The organism is Streptomyces sp. HB132, assembly GCF_016909575.1.
Classification (GTDB): domain Bacteria; phylum Actinomycetota; class Actinomycetes; order Streptomycetales; family Streptomycetaceae; genus Streptomyces.
Window position 1 is genome coordinate 172,556 of the sequence record NZ_JAFBGA010000004.1, and the last position, 15,859, is coordinate 188,414.

Sequence of the window (15,859 nt, forward strand, 5' to 3'; positions counted from 1 at the left end):
CAGACGCAGCACCGGAGAGGCCGAACACGTGGATGAGAACCGAGGCGACCAGATTCGCGGCACGGCGGGCGGGACGGCCTCCGTTCCCCTGTCCGTGCTCGACCTGGTGACCGTGGGCCAGGGCCGCACCGCGACCCAGGCACTGCGCACCAGCGTGGACATCGCCAAGCTCGCCGAGAGCCGCGGATTCCACCGGTTCTGGGTCGCCGAGCACCACTCCATGCCCGGTGTCGCCTCCTCGTCGCCCGCCGTGATCCTGGCGAACCTGGCCGCCCACACCGAGCGCATCCGGCTCGGCTCCGGCGGTGTGATGCTGCCCAACCACGCCCCGCTGGTGATCGCGGAGCAGTTCGGCACCCTGGAGGCGATGGCCCCCGGCCGCGTCGACCTCGGACTGGGCCGGGCCCCCGGCACGGACGGCGCGACCGCTGCCGCACTGCGGCGCACGGACCGGCTGAACGAGGGGGCCGACGACTTCCCGCAGCAACTGGCCGAGCTGACCCGCTTCCTGGACGACGACTTCCCGGACGGACACCCGTACGCCCGCATCCACGCCGTCCCCGGGCCCGTGCAGGCCACCTCGCCCGGCGGTGTCCAGTCCTCCGCCCGTCCGCCGGTCTGGCTGCTGGGCTCCTCCGGCTTCAGCGCCCGGCTGGCCGGTGTCCTCGGGCTGCCCTTCGCCTTCGCCCACCACTTCTCGGCACGCAACACCGTGCCGGCCCTGGACCTGTACCGGGAGTCCTTCAAGCCCTCCGCAGTGCTCGACGCCCCCTACGCCCTCATCGGGGTCGCGGCACTGGCCGCCGACGACGAGCGCGAGGCCAGGCGCCAGGTGCTCACCGGCGCCCTGTCCATGGTCCGGCTGCGTACCGGGCGCCCGGGCCTCGTGCCGAGCCCCGAGGAGGCGGAGGCGTACGACTTCAGCCCCATGGAGCGCGAGTTCGTCGACGGCTGGCTGAAGGACATCGTCCACGGCACGGCGGACGAGGTCCGTACCGGTCTGGACGACCTGGCCAAGCGCACCGGCGCGGACGAGCTGATGATCACGGCCAACGCACACGGTGGCGAGGCCCGCCTGCGCTCGTACGAGCTCATCGCCGACGCCTACGGGCTGCCCACGATCTGACCCGGCCGGCGGCTCCGGGAACCGGCGCCGGTCAGCCCTCCGGCGGCCTGGCGCCGATCAGTTCGGCGATCCGCTCCGGGGCCACCGCACGGGAGTACAGCCACCCCTGCCCGGTGTCGCAGCCGATCCGGCGCAGCCGCTCCGCCTGGCCCGACGTCTCCACGCACTCCGCGGTGACCGTCAGGCCCAGGCGGTGCGCCAGCTGCACCATGGCCTCGACGATCGTCTCGTCGGCCGGGCTGGGGTGCGCGCCGTCCTCGTAGCGGAAACCGCGTACGAACGAACCGTCCAGCTTCAGCACGGACACGGGCAGTCGGCTCAGATAGGCGAGGTTGGAGTAGCCCGTGCCGAAGTCGTCGATCGCGATGCGGACGCCCATGTCGCTGAGCGCCTGAAGCACCTGGAGCGGCCGTCCCGACGAGCCCATGACCGCCGACTCGGTCAGCTCCAGTTGCAGCAGTTCCGGCCCGAGGCCGGTCTCGGTGAGGATCTCCGCCACGTCGGTGACCAGGTCGGAGTCCCACACCTGTCGCACGGCGACGTTGACGCTGATGAACAGTGCGGATTCGTCCGGGTGTTCCAGCTGCCAGCGGCGTGCCTGCCGGCACGCCGTGCGCAGGATCCACCGGCCGAGCTGGACGATCGTGCCGTCCTCCTCGGCGATCGGGACGAACCGGCTCGGTGCCAGCAGCCCGAACCGCGGGTGGTTCCACCGGACCAGGGCCTCCACACCCCGGACGACCTCGTCCGCCATGCCCACCAGCGGCTGGTACTCCAGAGTGAACTCCCCGCGTTCGACGGCCGGGCGCAGTGTGGAGGAGAGCGCCTGCCGGGTCATCCGGTGGGCGTTTCGCTCGGGGTCGAAGAGGGTCCAGCGGGCCCTGCCGTCCTCCTTCGCCCAGTAGAGCGTGGTGTCCGCCGCCTGCATCAGAGCGGTGGCCGACGTTCCGGCGGACGGCCGCTCCACCACCCCGATCGACGCGGAGACCGACAGCCGGTGCCCGGACACCTCGAACGGCCGCTGCAGAGCGGCCAGCACGGAACGGGCGAGGCCCGTGAGCTGAGGCGTACCCGAGGAGGCCTCGACAAGGATCGCGAACTCGTCACCGCCGAGCCGTGCCACCAGATGGCCGCCCGCACGGTGGCCGTCGCCTTCGGCGCAGTCGGTGAGCCGTCCGGCGACGGCCGCCAGCAGCCGGTCGCCGATGCGGTGACCCAAGGTGTCGTTCACCGCCTTGAAGCCGTCGACGTCCAGGTAGCAGAGGCCGATCCGGCCCTGCCCGGGCGATGACCCGTCCGGCGACGACAGGGTCTCCAGCGCGGTCGAGAGCCGCTCGAGGAACAGCGTGCGGTTGGGCAGCAGGGTCACGGGATCGTGCGTCCGCAGATGGCGCAGCCGCTCCCGCAGCTCGCGCCGGTCGCTGACGTCGGCGACGGACAGCAGCACCCGGCCGGCGCCGGAGGCCGGGTCACCCATCGGTACGACGGTGACCTCGGCCCACAACGGGCTGCCGTCGGCGTGCTTGAGCTGCCGGGCGCACCGGAACCGGGGGCGGGTGCCGCGCAGGACCTCGGTGTACGCGCGCCGGGCGGGGGCGTCCGAGGTCAGGCCGGTGAGGTCGGCCGCGAGCTGCCCGGCCAGGGACGCGGGCTCTGCGCCGAGCAGTCCGCCCAGTGCGTCGTTCGCCCTGACGATCCGGCCGCGGTGGTCGACGACGGCCATCGGGAGGGTCGCCGACGCGAACGCGGCGCGGTAGTCGCGCAGCTCGGCGAGCCCCGTCCCCTGATGATCACGGTGGGTCACCTCCGGCGGACCGGTGCCGGGGGAGGTGCCCGTCCCGGGCGTCGGCCCTTCGGAGGTTCCGCTCACCGCTCGCTCCCGCTGTGCAGATCGTCGTGAACAGGTGTGGCCGGGCAGGGCGTGGAGCGGAGCGCCGCGCGAGAGGCGGGAACCACGCAGGAAAACGAGGTGAAGCATAGAGGGTGGCGCGCCGCACGTTCCAGCGCGCCCGCCGTTTCGGATGCACGGTACGCGCATGGCTCACGTCCGTCCGGCCCCTCCACCCTCTGGACCACCCCGGAGCGCTTTGGCCGTAGATGACGAATTTTGAGCCGTTCTGGTTGTTCAAGGCTCCAGGGTGAGCGAATGTGACGCTCTGTGAGGGTAGGTATGTCTCGATCCGACTGATGCCGACTGATGCCGACTGATGCCGACTGGTCGTTCCCGGCTCCGGCTGACCCGTGTGGGGCAGCACAACAGGGCGTACGCCGCAGAACCGGCACAGGGTGAGGGGGGAGACCCGCATTCGCCACCCGGAGGTAGATGTGCCGCGTCAGCACGGACCCGGGGGGTCGGAGAGGCCGAGGCTGCGCAGTGCGGCTGCCGCTCTCACCTCGCTCCTGGCGCTCGCCGCCACCGGGCTCGTCGCAGGGCCCGCGGTGGCGGCCTCGCGCGACGCGGGACCGTGCGCCCTGCCCAGGACCGGGGCGCACCACTCCCTCGGCCTCGACACCTGGAACAGCGCCTACCCGCGCCCCGACCGCGGCCTCGACGCGGTCATGATCTTCCTCTCCTTTCCCGACGCCGAGCCCGTCGTGTCCCCCGACGTGCTCGCCGCCGACCACTTCCCCTCCACCTCCCGCTTCTTCCAGCGCGCCTCGTACGGGAAGTTCACCCTGCGCGCCCACCCGCAGCGGCAGTGGACCCTCATGCCGCACCCCTCCAGCTGGTACGGAATACAGCGCGACTGGGGGTCGGAGCGCCGCAGCGCCTACCTGCGGGACGCGATCGAGGCCGCCGACGAGCAGACCGACTTCTCGGCGTACGACGTCGTCTACCTCGTCGCCGACCCCGACGCCCCCGGCGTCGACTCCGACGCCACCAAGGTCGTCAACTTCGACCGGCCGCTGCGGGCCGACGACACGGACATCAAACGCGTGGTCACGGTCTTCGAGGAGCACCCGCCGGACCGGAACGTCCTCGCGCACGAGACCGGACACGTCTTCGACCTGGCGGACCTCTACCACCGGCCCGAGGACGGGAAGGGCGACTGGGACACCTACGTCGGCGACTGGGACGTGATGGGCAGCCAGTTCGGACTGTCCCCGGACCTTTTCGGCTGGCACAAGTGGAAGCTCGGCTGGCTCGGAAGCCAGGAGGTCGTGTGCGTGCAGGGCGCCGCCGACCTCACCCTGGAGCCCATGGCCGAGGTGCCCGTGCGCGGGGCGTCCCTCGGGACGCGGCTCGCGGTCATCAGGACCGGCGTGGACAGCGCACTGGCCATCGAGGCGCGCAGTGCCACGGGTAACGACCGGACGACCTGTACCGAGGGGGTCCTCGTCTACCGCATCCGCAACGCGACGCCCTCCGGCGGCGGGCCGATAGAGGTCCTGGACACGCACCCCGAGTCCGACGCCTGCTGGGACCGGTCGGTCTACCCGCCCCTCGCGGACGCCCCGCTCCGGGAGGGCGAGCGCTACACCGTGCCGGGCGAACGCGTCCGCATCGAGGTCGCCGACCGAACCCGGTCGGGAGCCTGGACCGTCCGGGTCACCACAGGGACCTGACCTGCGCGGACGCCCCCACGGAAGAAGCCCCCTCGCTTCCGCGAGGGGGCTTCTTCCGTCTGTGCGCCGTCAGGGACTCGAACCCCGGACCCGCTGATTAAGAGTCAGCTGCTCTAACCAACTGAGCTAACGGCGCCTGGTGACGTCGTAGACATTAGCACCCGGATCGGCGGGAGGAAAAATCGAATTCCCGGTGGTCGACGGGGTCGCCGACCTGCCCACCCGCACGCAGGCCCACAGCAGGACGTCCGGGCCCGGCAGCCAGGGACCACGGGTGTCCGGCGCGACCACCCAGCGGGGGCAGCCGGCGCTCGCGCCGCCGGTCAGGGGCGGGACGGTCACCGCGTCCCCCGTGCCGTGGCAGAGCACCGGCGGCAGGGCGCCCCGGTGTCCGCGGGCGCCGTCGGCGCCGCCCGTGCCCCACTCCTCCCACGCCAGCAGGGACGGCAGGCGCTGGGCCGTGCCGGGTGCGGCGAAGAGCAGCATCCGGCCCCGGTGCGTGGCCACCGGACCCGATCCCGGCCCCTCCGCCCAGAGCTGCTCCAGCATGCGCCTGCCGAACAGGGCGGGGACGTTCACGATGTCGAACGAGGAGCCGCACGGCAGCACGCCGGGGGAAGTGGGATGTGCCTCCCACTGCGAGAGCGTGCTGCGGGGGTGGGCCGAAGCGCCCGCCAGCCACGCCGCTCCGGATGCCGTCACCTGGGCGGCCCGGTTGCCGTTGCTGTCCCGCAGCAGGGCGAAGATGTCGACACCGTGGTGCGGGGCGGTGCCGATCCGCAGGGTCGTTTCGTCGTTCAGCCATGCGCTCATGGCGTCATGTCTACCGGCCGTGACGCTCCTGTTCCGCAGAGTTGCCGAAAGTCGCACAGCGTGCGGGCCGAGGGAGTATCTTGCCCGACGGCATATGCCACAGGTGTACCCGCGGTGACGGACGGTCGTGCCGACGCCGTCCCCTTGGGGTGGCGTCCGGGCCTCTACCCCCTGCGAGCCCGGATCAGGGCGTGGGGTTGTCGAGCAGGGACCGGCCGAACTCGATCATCTTCTTGGCGTAGTCCTCGGTCCACTCCGCACGCTCGGCTATCTCCGCGGCCGTGAGCCGGTCGAACCGGCGCGGATCCGCGAGCTGAGCGGCGGCCAGGGCCTGGAACTCCACGGCCCGGTCGGTCGCCGCCCTGAAGGCGAGCGTCAGCTCCGTCGCGCGCGTCAGCAGTTCCTTCGGATCCTCCATCGACTCCAGGTCGAAGAAGTGCTCCGGATCGGCTGCCGCCGCCGACGGCTCGAAGAGCAGCGGCGCCGGACGCAGCCTCTGCCGCTCGTTCCGCTCGGGTTGTGCCATGTGGGGTTCCCTCCTCGCGCGGCCGGACGGCCACCTTCCATTGTCCAGCCCGGCACAAGAGCGCTGCCCAGGATCAGGGCGCCCAATGCACGCGATGCTCGGCGAGGTGGGCCAGAACCGCGTGGTTGGCCTCCCAGCCGTCAGGGAACTTGACCGTCACGCCCAGCTGGACCGGCTCCGTCGACGGGTGCTCGTCCAGCAGGTCCGCGACCCCCGCACGGCACACCACGACGCACGCGTGCCGGTGCCGTGAGGCCAGGACGCACAGGCGGCCCGTCTCCAGATGGAACGCCGTGGCGTCCGGGCGGCCCGACAGCGGGTGCAGGACCACCGTCACATCGAACTCACGGCCCTGGAGCCGGTTCGCCGTATCCACCGCGACACCCGTCACACCCAGCTCCGCGAGCGCCGCCCGCACCGCCGCGGCCTGGTCACGGTGGGCCGTCCCGACCGCGACCCGCTCCGCCGTCACCGGGACGGGGTCCGGGCCGCGCTCGCTCGTCGCGGCGCCGCCCCGGTCCAGCAGCCTGCGGACCACCAGAGCCACCGCCCGGACCGCCTCGGGGTCGGTGCGCGGGGTGTGCCGGGCCGGGAGCTCCAGCAGGCCCCAGCCGGACTCCGCCGCCTCGTCCAGCACCCGGTCCGGGCCCGAACCGTCCGAGGGCACGCCGAACGACAGCCGCCGGTCGCCGTGGTCCGTGCCGCTGCGGAACGGTGTGTACGGGTAGAACGCCCGCGAGACCAGAGGCGCCGCCGAGGCGGGCAGCCGCCACGACACCGGCAGCCGGTGCTGCGGCAGCTCCGGATTGTGCGCGAGGAGGGTCGAGACGGCGCTCGCCGACGGGTCGTAGGAGAGCCCCGCCCACTGGTCGGCGCCCACGATCGAGAACGGGTCCAGCTGGCCCGGATCCCCGACGAACAGCGCCCGCTGGAACAGCCCGGCCACGGCCAGCAGGGCGTCCGACCGCATCTGGTAGGCCTCGTCGACGATCGCGTGGTCCCACGGCTCCACGTTCTTCACGTGGGCCCACTTGGCGGCCGTGGAGATGACGATGTCCAGGCCCGCCAGATCCGCGGCCTTCGCCGACTTCCGTACGTTGTCCAGGCCGTCCAGGACCTTGTCGTACGGATCGGAGTCGCTGCTGTGCAGCCGGCCCACCGGCAGCCCCGGAGCCTTCTCGGCCAGTCGTACCACCAGGTCGTCCACCTGGGCGTTGGTCTGCGCGACCACCATCAGCGGGCGGCCCGCCGCGGCCAGCTCCAGCGCGGCACGCACCACCAGCGTCGACTTGCCCGCGCCCGGCGGTGAGTCCACGACGACGCCGCGCGCCGTGCCGCGCAGGGTGTCCGCGAGGATCCCGTCGGTGGCCCGCGCCGCCGCGGCACCCGGGTCGAGAACGGCTGTCACAGGATGTCCTCCGAGGTCACGGGATCGGGCTGCTCGGCAGGTCCGCCGCCGCCGGCGGCGCCCGGCGGGCCGCCGTGGGTCCACGGGGTGTCCTCCGGATCGGGCAGCTTCGGTCCGCCCCGCTGGTCGTGCTCGAACAGCGTCCAGGTGATCCGGTCACCGGCTTCGGGCACCGAACCGGGCGCGGGCTCCTTGCTCCGCCCCATCCGGTCCGTGATCCGCAGGACCAGGTGGACGGTGTCGCCGGCCTCCGCGTCCTCGTCGTGCCCGGCCGCGTACCGCACGAACTCGGCGGTCTGCGGCCTGCCGTCCAGCGAGCGGTACACCTTGGTCCGCTCACCGAGATGCGGGCGCTCGTCGGTCCGCACCGTGACCAACGGGCGCGGTGAAGGCCGCTTCGACTCGCTGTACGCCATCTCCACCTCCGTCACCTCCCCGACGAACGCCTCGCCCGCCAGCCTGCGGCCCGCCAGCACCAGCGGATCGTCGAGCGCCTCCTGTGCCTCCAGCTGCGCCTGGGCGGTCTCCCGCGAGGCCAGCTTCCGCGCGGCCGTCACCGCGTCGTCCCGGCGGGGCTGCGGGGGCTCGCCCGCCCGCACCCGGTCCCGGTGCCCGGTGAACGACCAGCGGTCCCTGGTCCAGCGGTCCTCGGCCCTGGCCCCCTCCGGGAGCTCCCGGAGCAGGTCGAGCGCCCGCCACACGGCGTCCCAGGTCGGGAGCATGACCCCCGCGAGCAGCGATCTGATCTCCCGCTCGGCACCGCTCAGCCCGCCGAGCCGGGTGTCGGCGTCGACGCCGTCCTCCGCTGCGGCCAGCGCCGTGCGTGCCCCGTCGTAGCGCTCGATCGCGGGGGCCAGCAGCCTGTTGTCGAACGCCGGATCCGTCGCCGGTCCGGCCGGCGGGCAGATCAGCTGGCCCGCACGGTCCCGCTGCAGCTCGGCGCGGAGCGCGGCCACCGCGCCGGACTCGCCGCCCGGCGGGTCTACCCAGGCGAGCAGCGCGCCCAGGTGCTGGTCCTCCAGGCTGCTCTGCCCCGTCGCCCAGTGGCGGTTGACCAGGTCCGTCGCGGCGAGCAGCAGCGAGGACCCCGGCACCCTGGCCCGTTCCCCGTAGTGCGTCAGCCAGCGGCCGAGCAGCGGCACGCGGGCGGGGGCCGGGAAAGGGGTGTCCGGATCGTCATCGGCGGTCCGCCGGAACCGCATGGACCGCCCGAGCAGGCTCACGAAGTCGATGCCGGCCCTGCTGGGCACGACCAGCTGGGCGGCGTCCGCACACAGCTCCACCTCGACCTTGACCTTCTTGCCGGTCTCGGGATCGACCTCCCCACGCTCGGCGGGCTCGACGGCGTCGGCGTACGACTCGATGTGCGGCAGTACCGCCTCGGCCAGCTCGGCGAGGAACGCGAAGCGCAGGTCGCGGTCGCGCGGCTGGGCCACGGCCAGCAGCCTGGGCGCCGCGCGGTCCGTGCCCACGAGCGCGCCGAGCGGGGCGCCGGCCTCACCGGCGGTCGTCAGCGGCACCAGCACGAGCGGGCCGGCGGTCAGATGGCGGTGGCGCACGGTGGCCAGGGGCTGGGCCCGCCCGCTGTCGACCGCCTCCAGCCGGGCCAGGGTGCTGATCAGTGACATGGGACGCCGCCGCTCACACCGGCCAGGGCCTCGGCCCGCAGAGCCGCCGCCCTGCGCAGGGCGGCCACCGTCGGGTCGGCGGGGTCACCCTCCTTGCCGGCCGCCGCGGCCAGCACCCCGGCGACCGTCGTCAGGCCCCCGAGCTCGCCCCGCACGCTGCGGCCCAGCGATTCCACCGCGCCGTCGGCGCGGGACTTCGCCCTGCAGTGGAAGGCCAGCTCGCAGGCGGCCAGGCACTCCGGGGCGTACGCCGCAGGGACCGCCTCGACCGCGGTGCCGAGCTCCTCCGGGGAGCAGCCCGGGTCGAAGGTCGTGCCCTCGGGCAGGGCGGCCGCGATGTCCTCGACACGGGTCAGCCTGGTCAGCTGGCGGTCGGTGACGGCGCGCTGTTTGCGGACGTCCACGACCGATGCGGTCGGCAGGTTGGAGAAGTCCTTCGGGCAGACGAGCAGGACCCGGTGGCCGACCTCCGCGCCCTCGGTGACCGCCGCGATCCGCTCCAGCGCCAGGACGTAGACGGCGGACTGGCGGGCCGCCGCACCGACCTTCGAGGCGTCCGCGGAACCGTCGACCATGGGGAAGGACTTGATCTCGACGACGGTCCAGGTGCCGTCGGGGTGCACCACCACGGCGTCCGGTTCCAGGTAGGCGGGTGATCCCGCGACCTCCAGGACCAGCATCGGATGGTCGAGCAGCGCCCACTCGCCCGCCGCCGTGGCCTCGCGCAGCGCCAGCGCCGTACGCGCGGTACGGCCCTCCGGGCCGGCTGCCGTCAGATCGGGCACCACGGCCGCGGCCGGTGGTTCCGTGCCGCCGCCGAGCCGTTCGACGAGGAGGCGCAGCAGCTCCGTGCCGCCGTCGGCCTTGACCCTGGCCTCGAAGGCGTTGCCCCGGACGAACGCGAACTGGGACTGGCCGAACGCCGCGGGCGAGCCGAGCGCGCCGGCCAGCTCCGCCTTGTCCACACCCGCGCCGTCGAGCAGGGCACGTCGCTTGCATCCGGGGTTGGCGGCGAGCGCGGCCAGCGCGCGTGCGTCGAGCGGATGCGGTGCGACCGACGGGCCGCGCAGCTCAGCGAGCCGGTGCCGGAGCGTCGTCGTCGGCTTCGGCGGCGGAACGGGTGCGCGTGTCGCTGGAATCTGCGGAGGCGGTCCGCTGGCCGGGTATTCGCTCACCCGCGGAAGTCTTGCATCCGTCACTGACAATCGTGGATCCCGTGGGGGTGGCGGATGCGGGAACCCGCGCGAACACCGCCCGCACCCGGCCCTTGACGCGGTCCGCGAGCCGCATGAACGGCCTGGTCAGCAGGGCGCCCACGGCCATGACTGCGGCGCCGGCGACGGCGTCGAGGAAATAGTGGTTCGCCGTGCCCATCACGACGAGCACGGTGATCAGCGGGTAGGCGACGCCCGCCGCCCGGACGAGCGGGTGGCGGCCGTGGCGCCACAGCAGGACGCCGCACCACACGGCCCAGCCGACGTGCAGGCTCGGCATCGCCGCGTACTGGTTGGTCATCCCGCTGAGGCCCCGCGGGGCGCTCGCGCCCGCACCCCACCAGCCGTACGCGCTGTACTGCGCCATCGTGTCGACGAAACCGTGGTGGGCGTCGAGCAGCCGCGGCGGGCAGGTGGGCATCAGCGTGAAGCCGACCAGCCCGAGGAGCGTGGAGGTCATGAGCCAGGTGCGGGCCGCCCGGTAGGCGGCGGCACGGCGCCGGAAGATCCAGATGAGGACGGCCGGGGTGACCAGGTAGTGCAGGGAGGCGTAGGCGAAGTCGGCGGGTATGCCGAGCGCGGGGTGGGCCGTCAGCAGCCGGTTGAGCGGGTGCTCGGCGTTGAGGTGCAGCGCCTTCTCCAGGCGGAGTATCGCGAGGCCGTTGTCGACGGCCGCCGGTATGTTCTCGTGGACCAGAAGCCGGCCCATCGAATACAGGCCGTACACGACCGCGACCAGCGGAAGTTCCGTCCACCAGCGGGGCCGATGACCGGACGGCGGTGTCGCGGCGGTGGCGTGCGGCATCCGGCAGCTCTCCCCAATGTTCATGCGGTCGACGGCGGGCGTTCAACCGTACGGCGGTCATATGCCCTGGTTCCCCGTGGGGGCACTCCCACGCGGACGCCCCCCGGCCATGCGTGGAGAGGGACGCGGGCACCGCCCCGCAGGTTGCCCGTGAAGCAGGTGGGAGATGATGGAACGGGGCGTCCGCCCGCGCCGGCCTCCTGGCCGCTCGCCCGCGTTCGCCGTCCCGTCGCTGTCCCGGACACCGCTGTCCCGGACCCACCAGATCCTAGGGTCCCCGGATCTTCGGATCTCCGTATTTTCAGGGAGAGCCGTCATGGCACCGCGAATCCTGCTCGCCCGGCACGGCCAGACACAGTGGTCGGTCCAGGGCAATCACACCGGCAGGACCGACATCCCCCTTCTCGACTCCGGCCGTGAGGGTGCCAAGCTGCTCGGCGAGCGACTGCACCGGGAGCCCTGGGGCGGCCTGCCCGGCGTCGAGGTGCGGACCAGCCCGCTCGTCCGGGCCTCCGAGACCTGCGCACTCGCCGGTTTCGGTGAGCGGGCCGAGCCGTGGGACGCGCTGATGGAGTTCGACTACGGGGACTACGAGGGCCTGACCCCCGCGCAGATCAAGGCGGACCGGCCGGACTGGCTCATCTGGCGCGACGGGGTCCCCGGCGGGGAGACCCTCGCCGGGCTCACGGCCCGGGCGGACGAGGTCGTCGCATGGGCGCGTTCCGCCGACCGCGACGTGCTGGTCTTCGCCCACGGGCACATCCTGCGGGCTCTGGGGGCACGGTGGCTCGGCGAGGACGTGTCGTTCGCCGCGCGGATCCGCCTGGAGCCGACGTCGCTGTCGGTGCTGGGCTGGGCCTACGGCCTTCCCGCCCTGGAACGCTGGAACGACACGGGTCACCTGGACCGGTAGGTCCCGGCCGCCCGGGGAACGCATCCGGCCCGCGCCGGAGGGTTCGAACGGGACGGTGTCGCAGGCGGCAGGCGTGACAGGTCCCCGCTTCGCCGGAGTCCTGACGGGCTCGGCCATGCCGCCCGGTGGGAACGCGGAACCGGGCCCGGACGGCGCTTACGGCCGCCCGCCCTCACGCCCCCGGCGGCAGCTCCTCGTAGCGGCTCAGGAGGGCCGCGACCTCCGGACCTCCGTGCGGCCTGAGCACCCGTACGGCGCTCGCCAGCATCCCGCGGATCCGGGCGGACTGGACCCGGTCCAGCAGGTCCAGCACCTGGTGGCCCACCGAGGCGGCCTCGTCGGCCGCGCCCGCCTGCGCCAAGTCGCCCGCGAGCTGCGCGCGGTAGAGCGCGAGGTTCCGGGTGAAGTGCGGATCCTGCAGCCGGGTCGCCCGCCGGGCATGCCGCGCGGCACGCGGCCAGTCACCCAGTGCCGACCAGCACTGCGCCTCCAGCAGTTCCAGTTCCGCCTCCCGGAAGAAGGACATCCACTCCGGGTCCGCATCGGTGGGCCCGTGCCCGAACGCCGCGTGCGCCCGCCCGATGGCCTGCTCGCAGCCCGCGCGGTCTCCGAGCCACGCCCTGGCGCCGGCCTCCCGCAGCGCCAGGAGTGCCAGCAGCCGCGGTGAGCCGAGCGGCCGGGCCGCCCGCTGGCCGGCCTCCGCGGCACGGACCGCCTCACGGGCCCGCCCCGTGTCGCGGGCCAGGAACGACGCGTTGCAGAAGGCGTGCGCCTCCAGTGCCGCGTCCCCGGCCAGCCGTGCCGTCGCGAGCGCCTCCGCGTAGTGGGAGCGTGCGTCGTCGAACCGCCCCGAGTCGTGGGCCAGCCAGCCCACCGAGATCGCCAGCTCACCGGCGCCCGCGTGCAGCCGGTCCGAGGTGCTGCGCCGCGTCGTGGCGCCGGAATCGAGCAGGGCGTACGCGGCCCGGAGCGGCTGGGAGGCCTGCCGGTAGAGGCCGTCCGCTCCGTGCCGGTCGTCCAGCAGCCGGATCTGGCGCACCGCCTTCTCCACGGCGCTCACCTCGGCCTCGCCGACCCGGCGCTGTGCGGGGACGGCGAGCGGGCCCGCGGCGGCGGCACGGCCGCCCAGGCCCAGGGACGCGGCCGCCACGGTGGCGGTACCGCTGGTCATGAACACGCGACGCAGCACGTCGCTCTCCTCGTGGATGTCACTGTGGAGCGTGGGGGGTGTGATGGGTGGGGGCGGAGCTGTCGTGCGGGCCCCCCGGCCGCGCACGCTCTCGCGGGCCGAGAAGCCCAGGTCCGCGAGGCTCGCCCCGGGGAACATGAACAGGAACACTCGTTCGTACGCGTAGTTGGGACAGCGGATCTCGCCGGACTCCACGCGGCCGATGTACCGGGCGTCGCACGCGACCTGTTCACCGATCTCGCGCGCGGCCCTGCGGACGGCGGCCGCGAACTCTCCCGCGGAGCGCTGTCCGCGCAGCCCACGGAAGACGAGGTTGGGAACTGCCCGTGTCGACACCATGGCGGGGCCCTCTCTGGTGCAGCCGGGCTCCTGCTTCCGGTGTCCCGGCGGAGCAAGAACGTACCTGCTGTGACGGGGTGCACACGCAGCGTTTGCCTATAAACGGGACATCTCGCCCTCGATCCGCCATGAACTGCCACCCTTTGCGGCGGCGTGCCGCCGTAGCCCTTGACGCCGTCGGCGCGTTGGTCCATGAGGAGACGGGGCGTGGCCCCGCCCCGTCGAGACGACAGGAGGGGTCCCCTTGCCTCACATGGGCCCGGAAACCACACCGTGCGACCTGGTGACCGTCCCGGCGCGTCAGGGTCTGGAGGCCGTGGACATCCTGCGCAGGGCGGCGGAGAACGAACCCGTGGGCCCGGTCATGCACGACGGGACCTGCGCCGTCCTCGGCTTCCTGGTGCCGCCCGGCACGGCCGAGGCGTGGGACGTGCCCGGCAGCGCCTGTACACGGACGGACGGCCGCGGGCTGCGCATCCCCGCGGAGCCGCCCGTCACCGGGGGAGGCTGGCTCCTGCCGCCCGTCGCGGAGGCCCCGGTCACCGACCCGGCCGTTCTCCGGGCGGCCCTCGACCAGGCGGCCAGGCTCATCGAGGCGGCCGACAACTGTCGCTGAGGCCATAATGGCCGGGTGGCGGATGTCCCGTCCCAGCCGGTCCTCCCAGGTGGCCGGCCCGAACCGGTGAGCGAGGACGAGCGCACGTGGCACGTCGAGAAGCGGCCCGAGGCGCGAGCGACCGCAAGAGGTCCGAGCGCCGCCAGGATCCCGTCTCGGAGAAGGTGGACGGCGGCCTCGCAGAGCTCGTGCCCGACCGCGAACGCCCGCGGGCCCGGACGCTGCTGCTGGACGGTGCCCCGCAGTCGCACGTCGACCTGGACGACCCGTCGTACCTCTCCTTCGCCTACCAGCGCAGGCTCGGTCACGTCATCGATCTCGCCGCTCCGCCCGGACGGCCCCTCCAGGCGGTCCACCTGGGCGGCGGAGCCTTCACGCTCGCCCGGTACATCGCCGCGAGCCGCCCCCGCTCCACCCAGCAGATCGTGGAGATCGACGCGGCCCTCGTCCAGCTGGTGCGGCGGGAGCTGCCCCTCGACCCGCAGGCCCGGATACGGGTCCGCTCGGTGGACGCACGCGCCGGGCTCGGCAGGATCCAGGACGGCTGGGCCGACCTCGTCATCGCGGACGTCTTCGGCGGGGCCCGCACCCCCGCGCACCTCACCTCCGCCGAATTCCTCACCGAGGTGCGCCGGGTGCTGAAGCCCGGCGGCCAGTACGCGGCCAACCTCGCGGACGGCCCGCCGCTCGCGCACCTGCGCGGCCAGGTCGCCACGGCCGCGTCCCTCTTCCCCGAGCTGGCCCTGGCCGCGGATCCGGCCGTCTGGCGGGGCCGCCGCTTCGGCAACGCCGTCCTGGTCGCCTCCGACCTTCCGGTCGCGGTCGCCGAACTGACCCGGCGCGTCGCGGGCGACCCGCACCCCGGCCGCGTCGAACACGGCCGCGCACTCGCCGACTTCACGGGGGGCGCCGCCGTCGTCACCGACGCGGGCGCCAAGGCGTCCCCGGCCCCGCCGCCCGGCACCTTCTCGTAGGGCCCTCCCGCACGGGCGGTACCGGGCCCCGGCGCCGTCGCGCGGACGGTCACTGATGTCCGGCGCACGGACGGGTGCTGATGCGCCGTCGCGTGGGCGGCCACCGAGCGACCGGCGCGATGGCGGTCACCGGTCCACCGTCGCGTGTGCGGTCACCGATCCACCGTCTCCACCATCGGCGGATGCCCGTTCCAGGTGCAGAAGACCGAGACCGTCGCCCCCGCCCCGTCGCTGAAGTCCACCCGGATCCACCCCGGATTCGTCCACACCTGCATCGACCAGTTCGGTTCCGGCGTCGCCGAGACCAGCTTCGCCGACTCGTCCGCCAGCTCCAGGACGACCCTGCCGCCACGCGTCGGGTAGCTCTTCACCTTGCCCGTCGCGGCCGGTGTCTTCGAGGGCCCCGCCGGGCTCGCGGCGGGCGGCCGGGAGGACGGCGGACGCGAGGTCCTGGCGGAGGGCGTGGGGGCGGTACGCGACGCGGTGGACTCCGGTGAGGCCGATTGCGAGGGCAGCGCCCGGTGCGTCGAGGACGAAACCGGCTCGTCCGTGACCTGGCCGCCCCGCGCCCCCACCGATATCGGCAGGGCGCGCGGAGGATCGTAGGCCGTCCCCGACATGACCGTGTGCACACCCCACCACGACAGGGTGACTGCCGCACCCGTGGCGAGCGACCACGCGATCGCGTGTACGAGTCCTCGTTGCATCGGGCACATCCTGCACCACCCGCACGGGTGCTGT

The 15,859-nt window shown here is 73.6% G+C and carries 14 protein-coding genes and 1 tRNA gene; 5 read left to right on the plus strand and 10 right to left on the minus strand.

The genetic code is table 11. From position 1 onward, the window contains the following. Positions 1-28 precede the first annotated feature (28 nt). On the plus strand, positions 29-1,126 hold the full coding sequence (locus tag JOC24_RS11710) for an LLM class flavin-dependent oxidoreductase (protein WP_205020154.1): 1,098 nt from the start codon (positions 29-31) through the stop codon (positions 1,124-1,126). 31 nt (positions 1,127-1,157) lie between these two features. Here the strand turns inward: JOC24_RS11710 and JOC24_RS11715 are convergent, their stop codons facing one another. Further along, a complete protein-coding gene (locus JOC24_RS11715; RefSeq protein WP_205020155.1) occupies positions 1,158-2,996 on the minus strand; it encodes a putative bifunctional diguanylate cyclase/phosphodiesterase in 1,839 nt (612 codons plus the stop codon). Between the two features lie 455 nt (positions 2,997-3,451). Here JOC24_RS11715 and JOC24_RS11720 point away from each other — a divergent pair, with 455 nt between their 5' ends. After that, positions 3,452-4,693, plus strand: a complete 1,242-nt coding sequence (locus JOC24_RS11720; protein WP_205020156.1) for a M6 family metalloprotease domain-containing protein — start codon at positions 3,452-3,454, stop codon at positions 4,691-4,693. A 62-nt stretch (positions 4,694-4,755) separates the two neighbouring features. Here the strand turns inward: JOC24_RS11720 and JOC24_RS11725 are convergent. The 7 genes from JOC24_RS11725 to JOC24_RS11755 form a co-directional block, all read right to left on the minus strand. Then, positions 4,756-4,829 (minus strand) — tRNA-Lys (locus JOC24_RS11725). Further along, the gene (locus tag JOC24_RS11730; RefSeq protein ID WP_205020157.1) at positions 4,820-5,506 is read right to left on the minus strand and encodes a bifunctional DNA primase/polymerase; all 687 of its coding nucleotides are present in this window, start codon (positions 5,504-5,506) and stop codon (positions 4,820-4,822) included. Before JOC24_RS11730 ends, JOC24_RS11725 begins: the two co-directional genes overlap by 10 nt. Positions 5,507-5,690: 184 nt before the next feature. After that, positions 5,691-6,032, minus strand: coding sequence for a hypothetical protein (locus JOC24_RS11735; protein WP_205020158.1), 342 nt, complete (start codon positions 6,030-6,032; stop codon positions 5,691-5,693). A 73-nt stretch (positions 6,033-6,105) separates the two neighbouring features. Next, complete coding sequence (locus JOC24_RS11740; protein WP_205020159.1) at positions 6,106-7,440, minus strand: AAA domain-containing protein; 1,335 nt, start codon at positions 7,438-7,440, stop codon at positions 6,106-6,108. Beyond that, positions 7,437-9,068, minus strand: coding sequence for a hypothetical protein (locus JOC24_RS11745; RefSeq protein ID WP_205020160.1), 1,632 nt, complete (start codon positions 9,066-9,068; stop codon positions 7,437-7,439). The genes JOC24_RS11740 and JOC24_RS11745 overlap by 4 nt, the downstream gene beginning before the upstream one ends. Further along, complete coding sequence (locus tag JOC24_RS11750) at positions 9,059-10,243, minus strand: hypothetical protein (protein ID WP_205020161.1); 1,185 nt, start codon at positions 10,241-10,243, stop codon at positions 9,059-9,061. Before JOC24_RS11750 ends, JOC24_RS11745 begins: the two co-directional genes overlap by 10 nt. Then, the gene (locus tag JOC24_RS11755) at positions 10,140-11,087 is read right to left on the minus strand and encodes a phosphatase PAP2 family protein (RefSeq protein ID WP_205020453.1); all 948 of its coding nucleotides are present in this window, start codon (positions 11,085-11,087) and stop codon (positions 10,140-10,142) included. The genes JOC24_RS11750 and JOC24_RS11755 overlap by 104 nt, the downstream gene beginning before the upstream one ends. Positions 11,088-11,403: 316 nt before the next feature. Here JOC24_RS11755 and JOC24_RS11760 point away from each other — a divergent pair, with 316 nt between their 5' ends. Next, positions 11,404-12,000, plus strand: a complete 597-nt coding sequence (locus tag JOC24_RS11760; protein WP_205020162.1) for a histidine phosphatase family protein — start codon at positions 11,404-11,406, stop codon at positions 11,998-12,000. Between the two features lie 172 nt (positions 12,001-12,172). Here JOC24_RS11760 and JOC24_RS11765 read toward each other — a convergent pair whose 3' ends face one another. Further along, positions 12,173-13,528 (minus strand): tetratricopeptide repeat protein, encoded by a 1,356-nt coding sequence (locus tag JOC24_RS11765; RefSeq protein ID WP_205020163.1) that lies wholly within the window; start codon positions 13,526-13,528, stop codon positions 12,173-12,175. 253 nt (positions 13,529-13,781) lie between these two features. On the opposite strand from JOC24_RS11765, the gene JOC24_RS11770 reads away from it, so the two are divergent. Both JOC24_RS11770 and JOC24_RS11775 read left to right on the plus strand, forming a co-directional pair. Then, positions 13,782-14,144: a hypothetical protein gene (locus tag JOC24_RS11770; protein ID WP_205020164.1), complete on the plus strand. Its 363-nt coding sequence runs from the start codon at positions 13,782-13,784 to the stop codon at positions 14,142-14,144. 86 nt (positions 14,145-14,230) lie between these two features. Next, a complete protein-coding gene (locus JOC24_RS11775; protein WP_205020165.1) occupies positions 14,231-15,118 on the plus strand; it encodes a spermidine synthase in 888 nt (295 codons plus the stop codon). A gap of 152 nt (positions 15,119-15,270) precedes the next feature. Here the strand turns inward: JOC24_RS11775 and JOC24_RS11780 are convergent, their stop codons facing one another. Next, a complete protein-coding gene (locus JOC24_RS11780) occupies positions 15,271-15,825 on the minus strand; it encodes a hypothetical protein (protein ID WP_205020166.1) in 555 nt (184 codons plus the stop codon). Positions 15,826-15,859: the final 34 nt, after the last annotated feature.

Bases quoted from the DNA above. Each gene is read 5' to 3' on its own strand.
- JOC24_RS11780 (WP_205020166.1), bottom strand. From the start codon at position 15,825: ATGCAACGAGGACTCGTACACGCGATCGCGTGGTCGCTCGCCACGGGT.
- JOC24_RS11760 (WP_205020162.1), top strand. From the start codon at position 11,404: ATGGCACCGCGAATCCTGCTCGCCCGGCACGGCCAGACACAGTGGTCG.
- JOC24_RS11770 (WP_205020164.1), top strand. From the start codon at position 13,782: ATGGGCCCGGAAACCACACCGTGCGACCTGGTGACCGTCCCGGCGCGT.
- JOC24_RS11765 (WP_205020163.1), bottom strand. From the start codon at position 13,528: ATGGTGTCGACACGGGCAGTTCCCAACCTCGTCTTCCGTGGGCTGCGC.
- JOC24_RS11730 (WP_205020157.1), bottom strand. From the start codon at position 5,506: ATGAGCGCATGGCTGAACGACGAAACGACCCTGCGGATCGGCACCGCC.
- JOC24_RS11755 (WP_205020453.1), bottom strand. From the start codon at position 11,087: ATGCCGCACGCCACCGCCGCGACACCGCCGTCCGGTCATCGGCCCCGC.
- JOC24_RS11745 (WP_205020160.1), bottom strand. From the start codon at position 9,068: ATGTCACTGATCAGCACCCTGGCCCGGCTGGAGGCGGTCGACAGCGGG.
- JOC24_RS11735 (WP_205020158.1), bottom strand. From the start codon at position 6,032: ATGGCACAACCCGAGCGGAACGAGCGGCAGAGGCTGCGTCCGGCGCCG.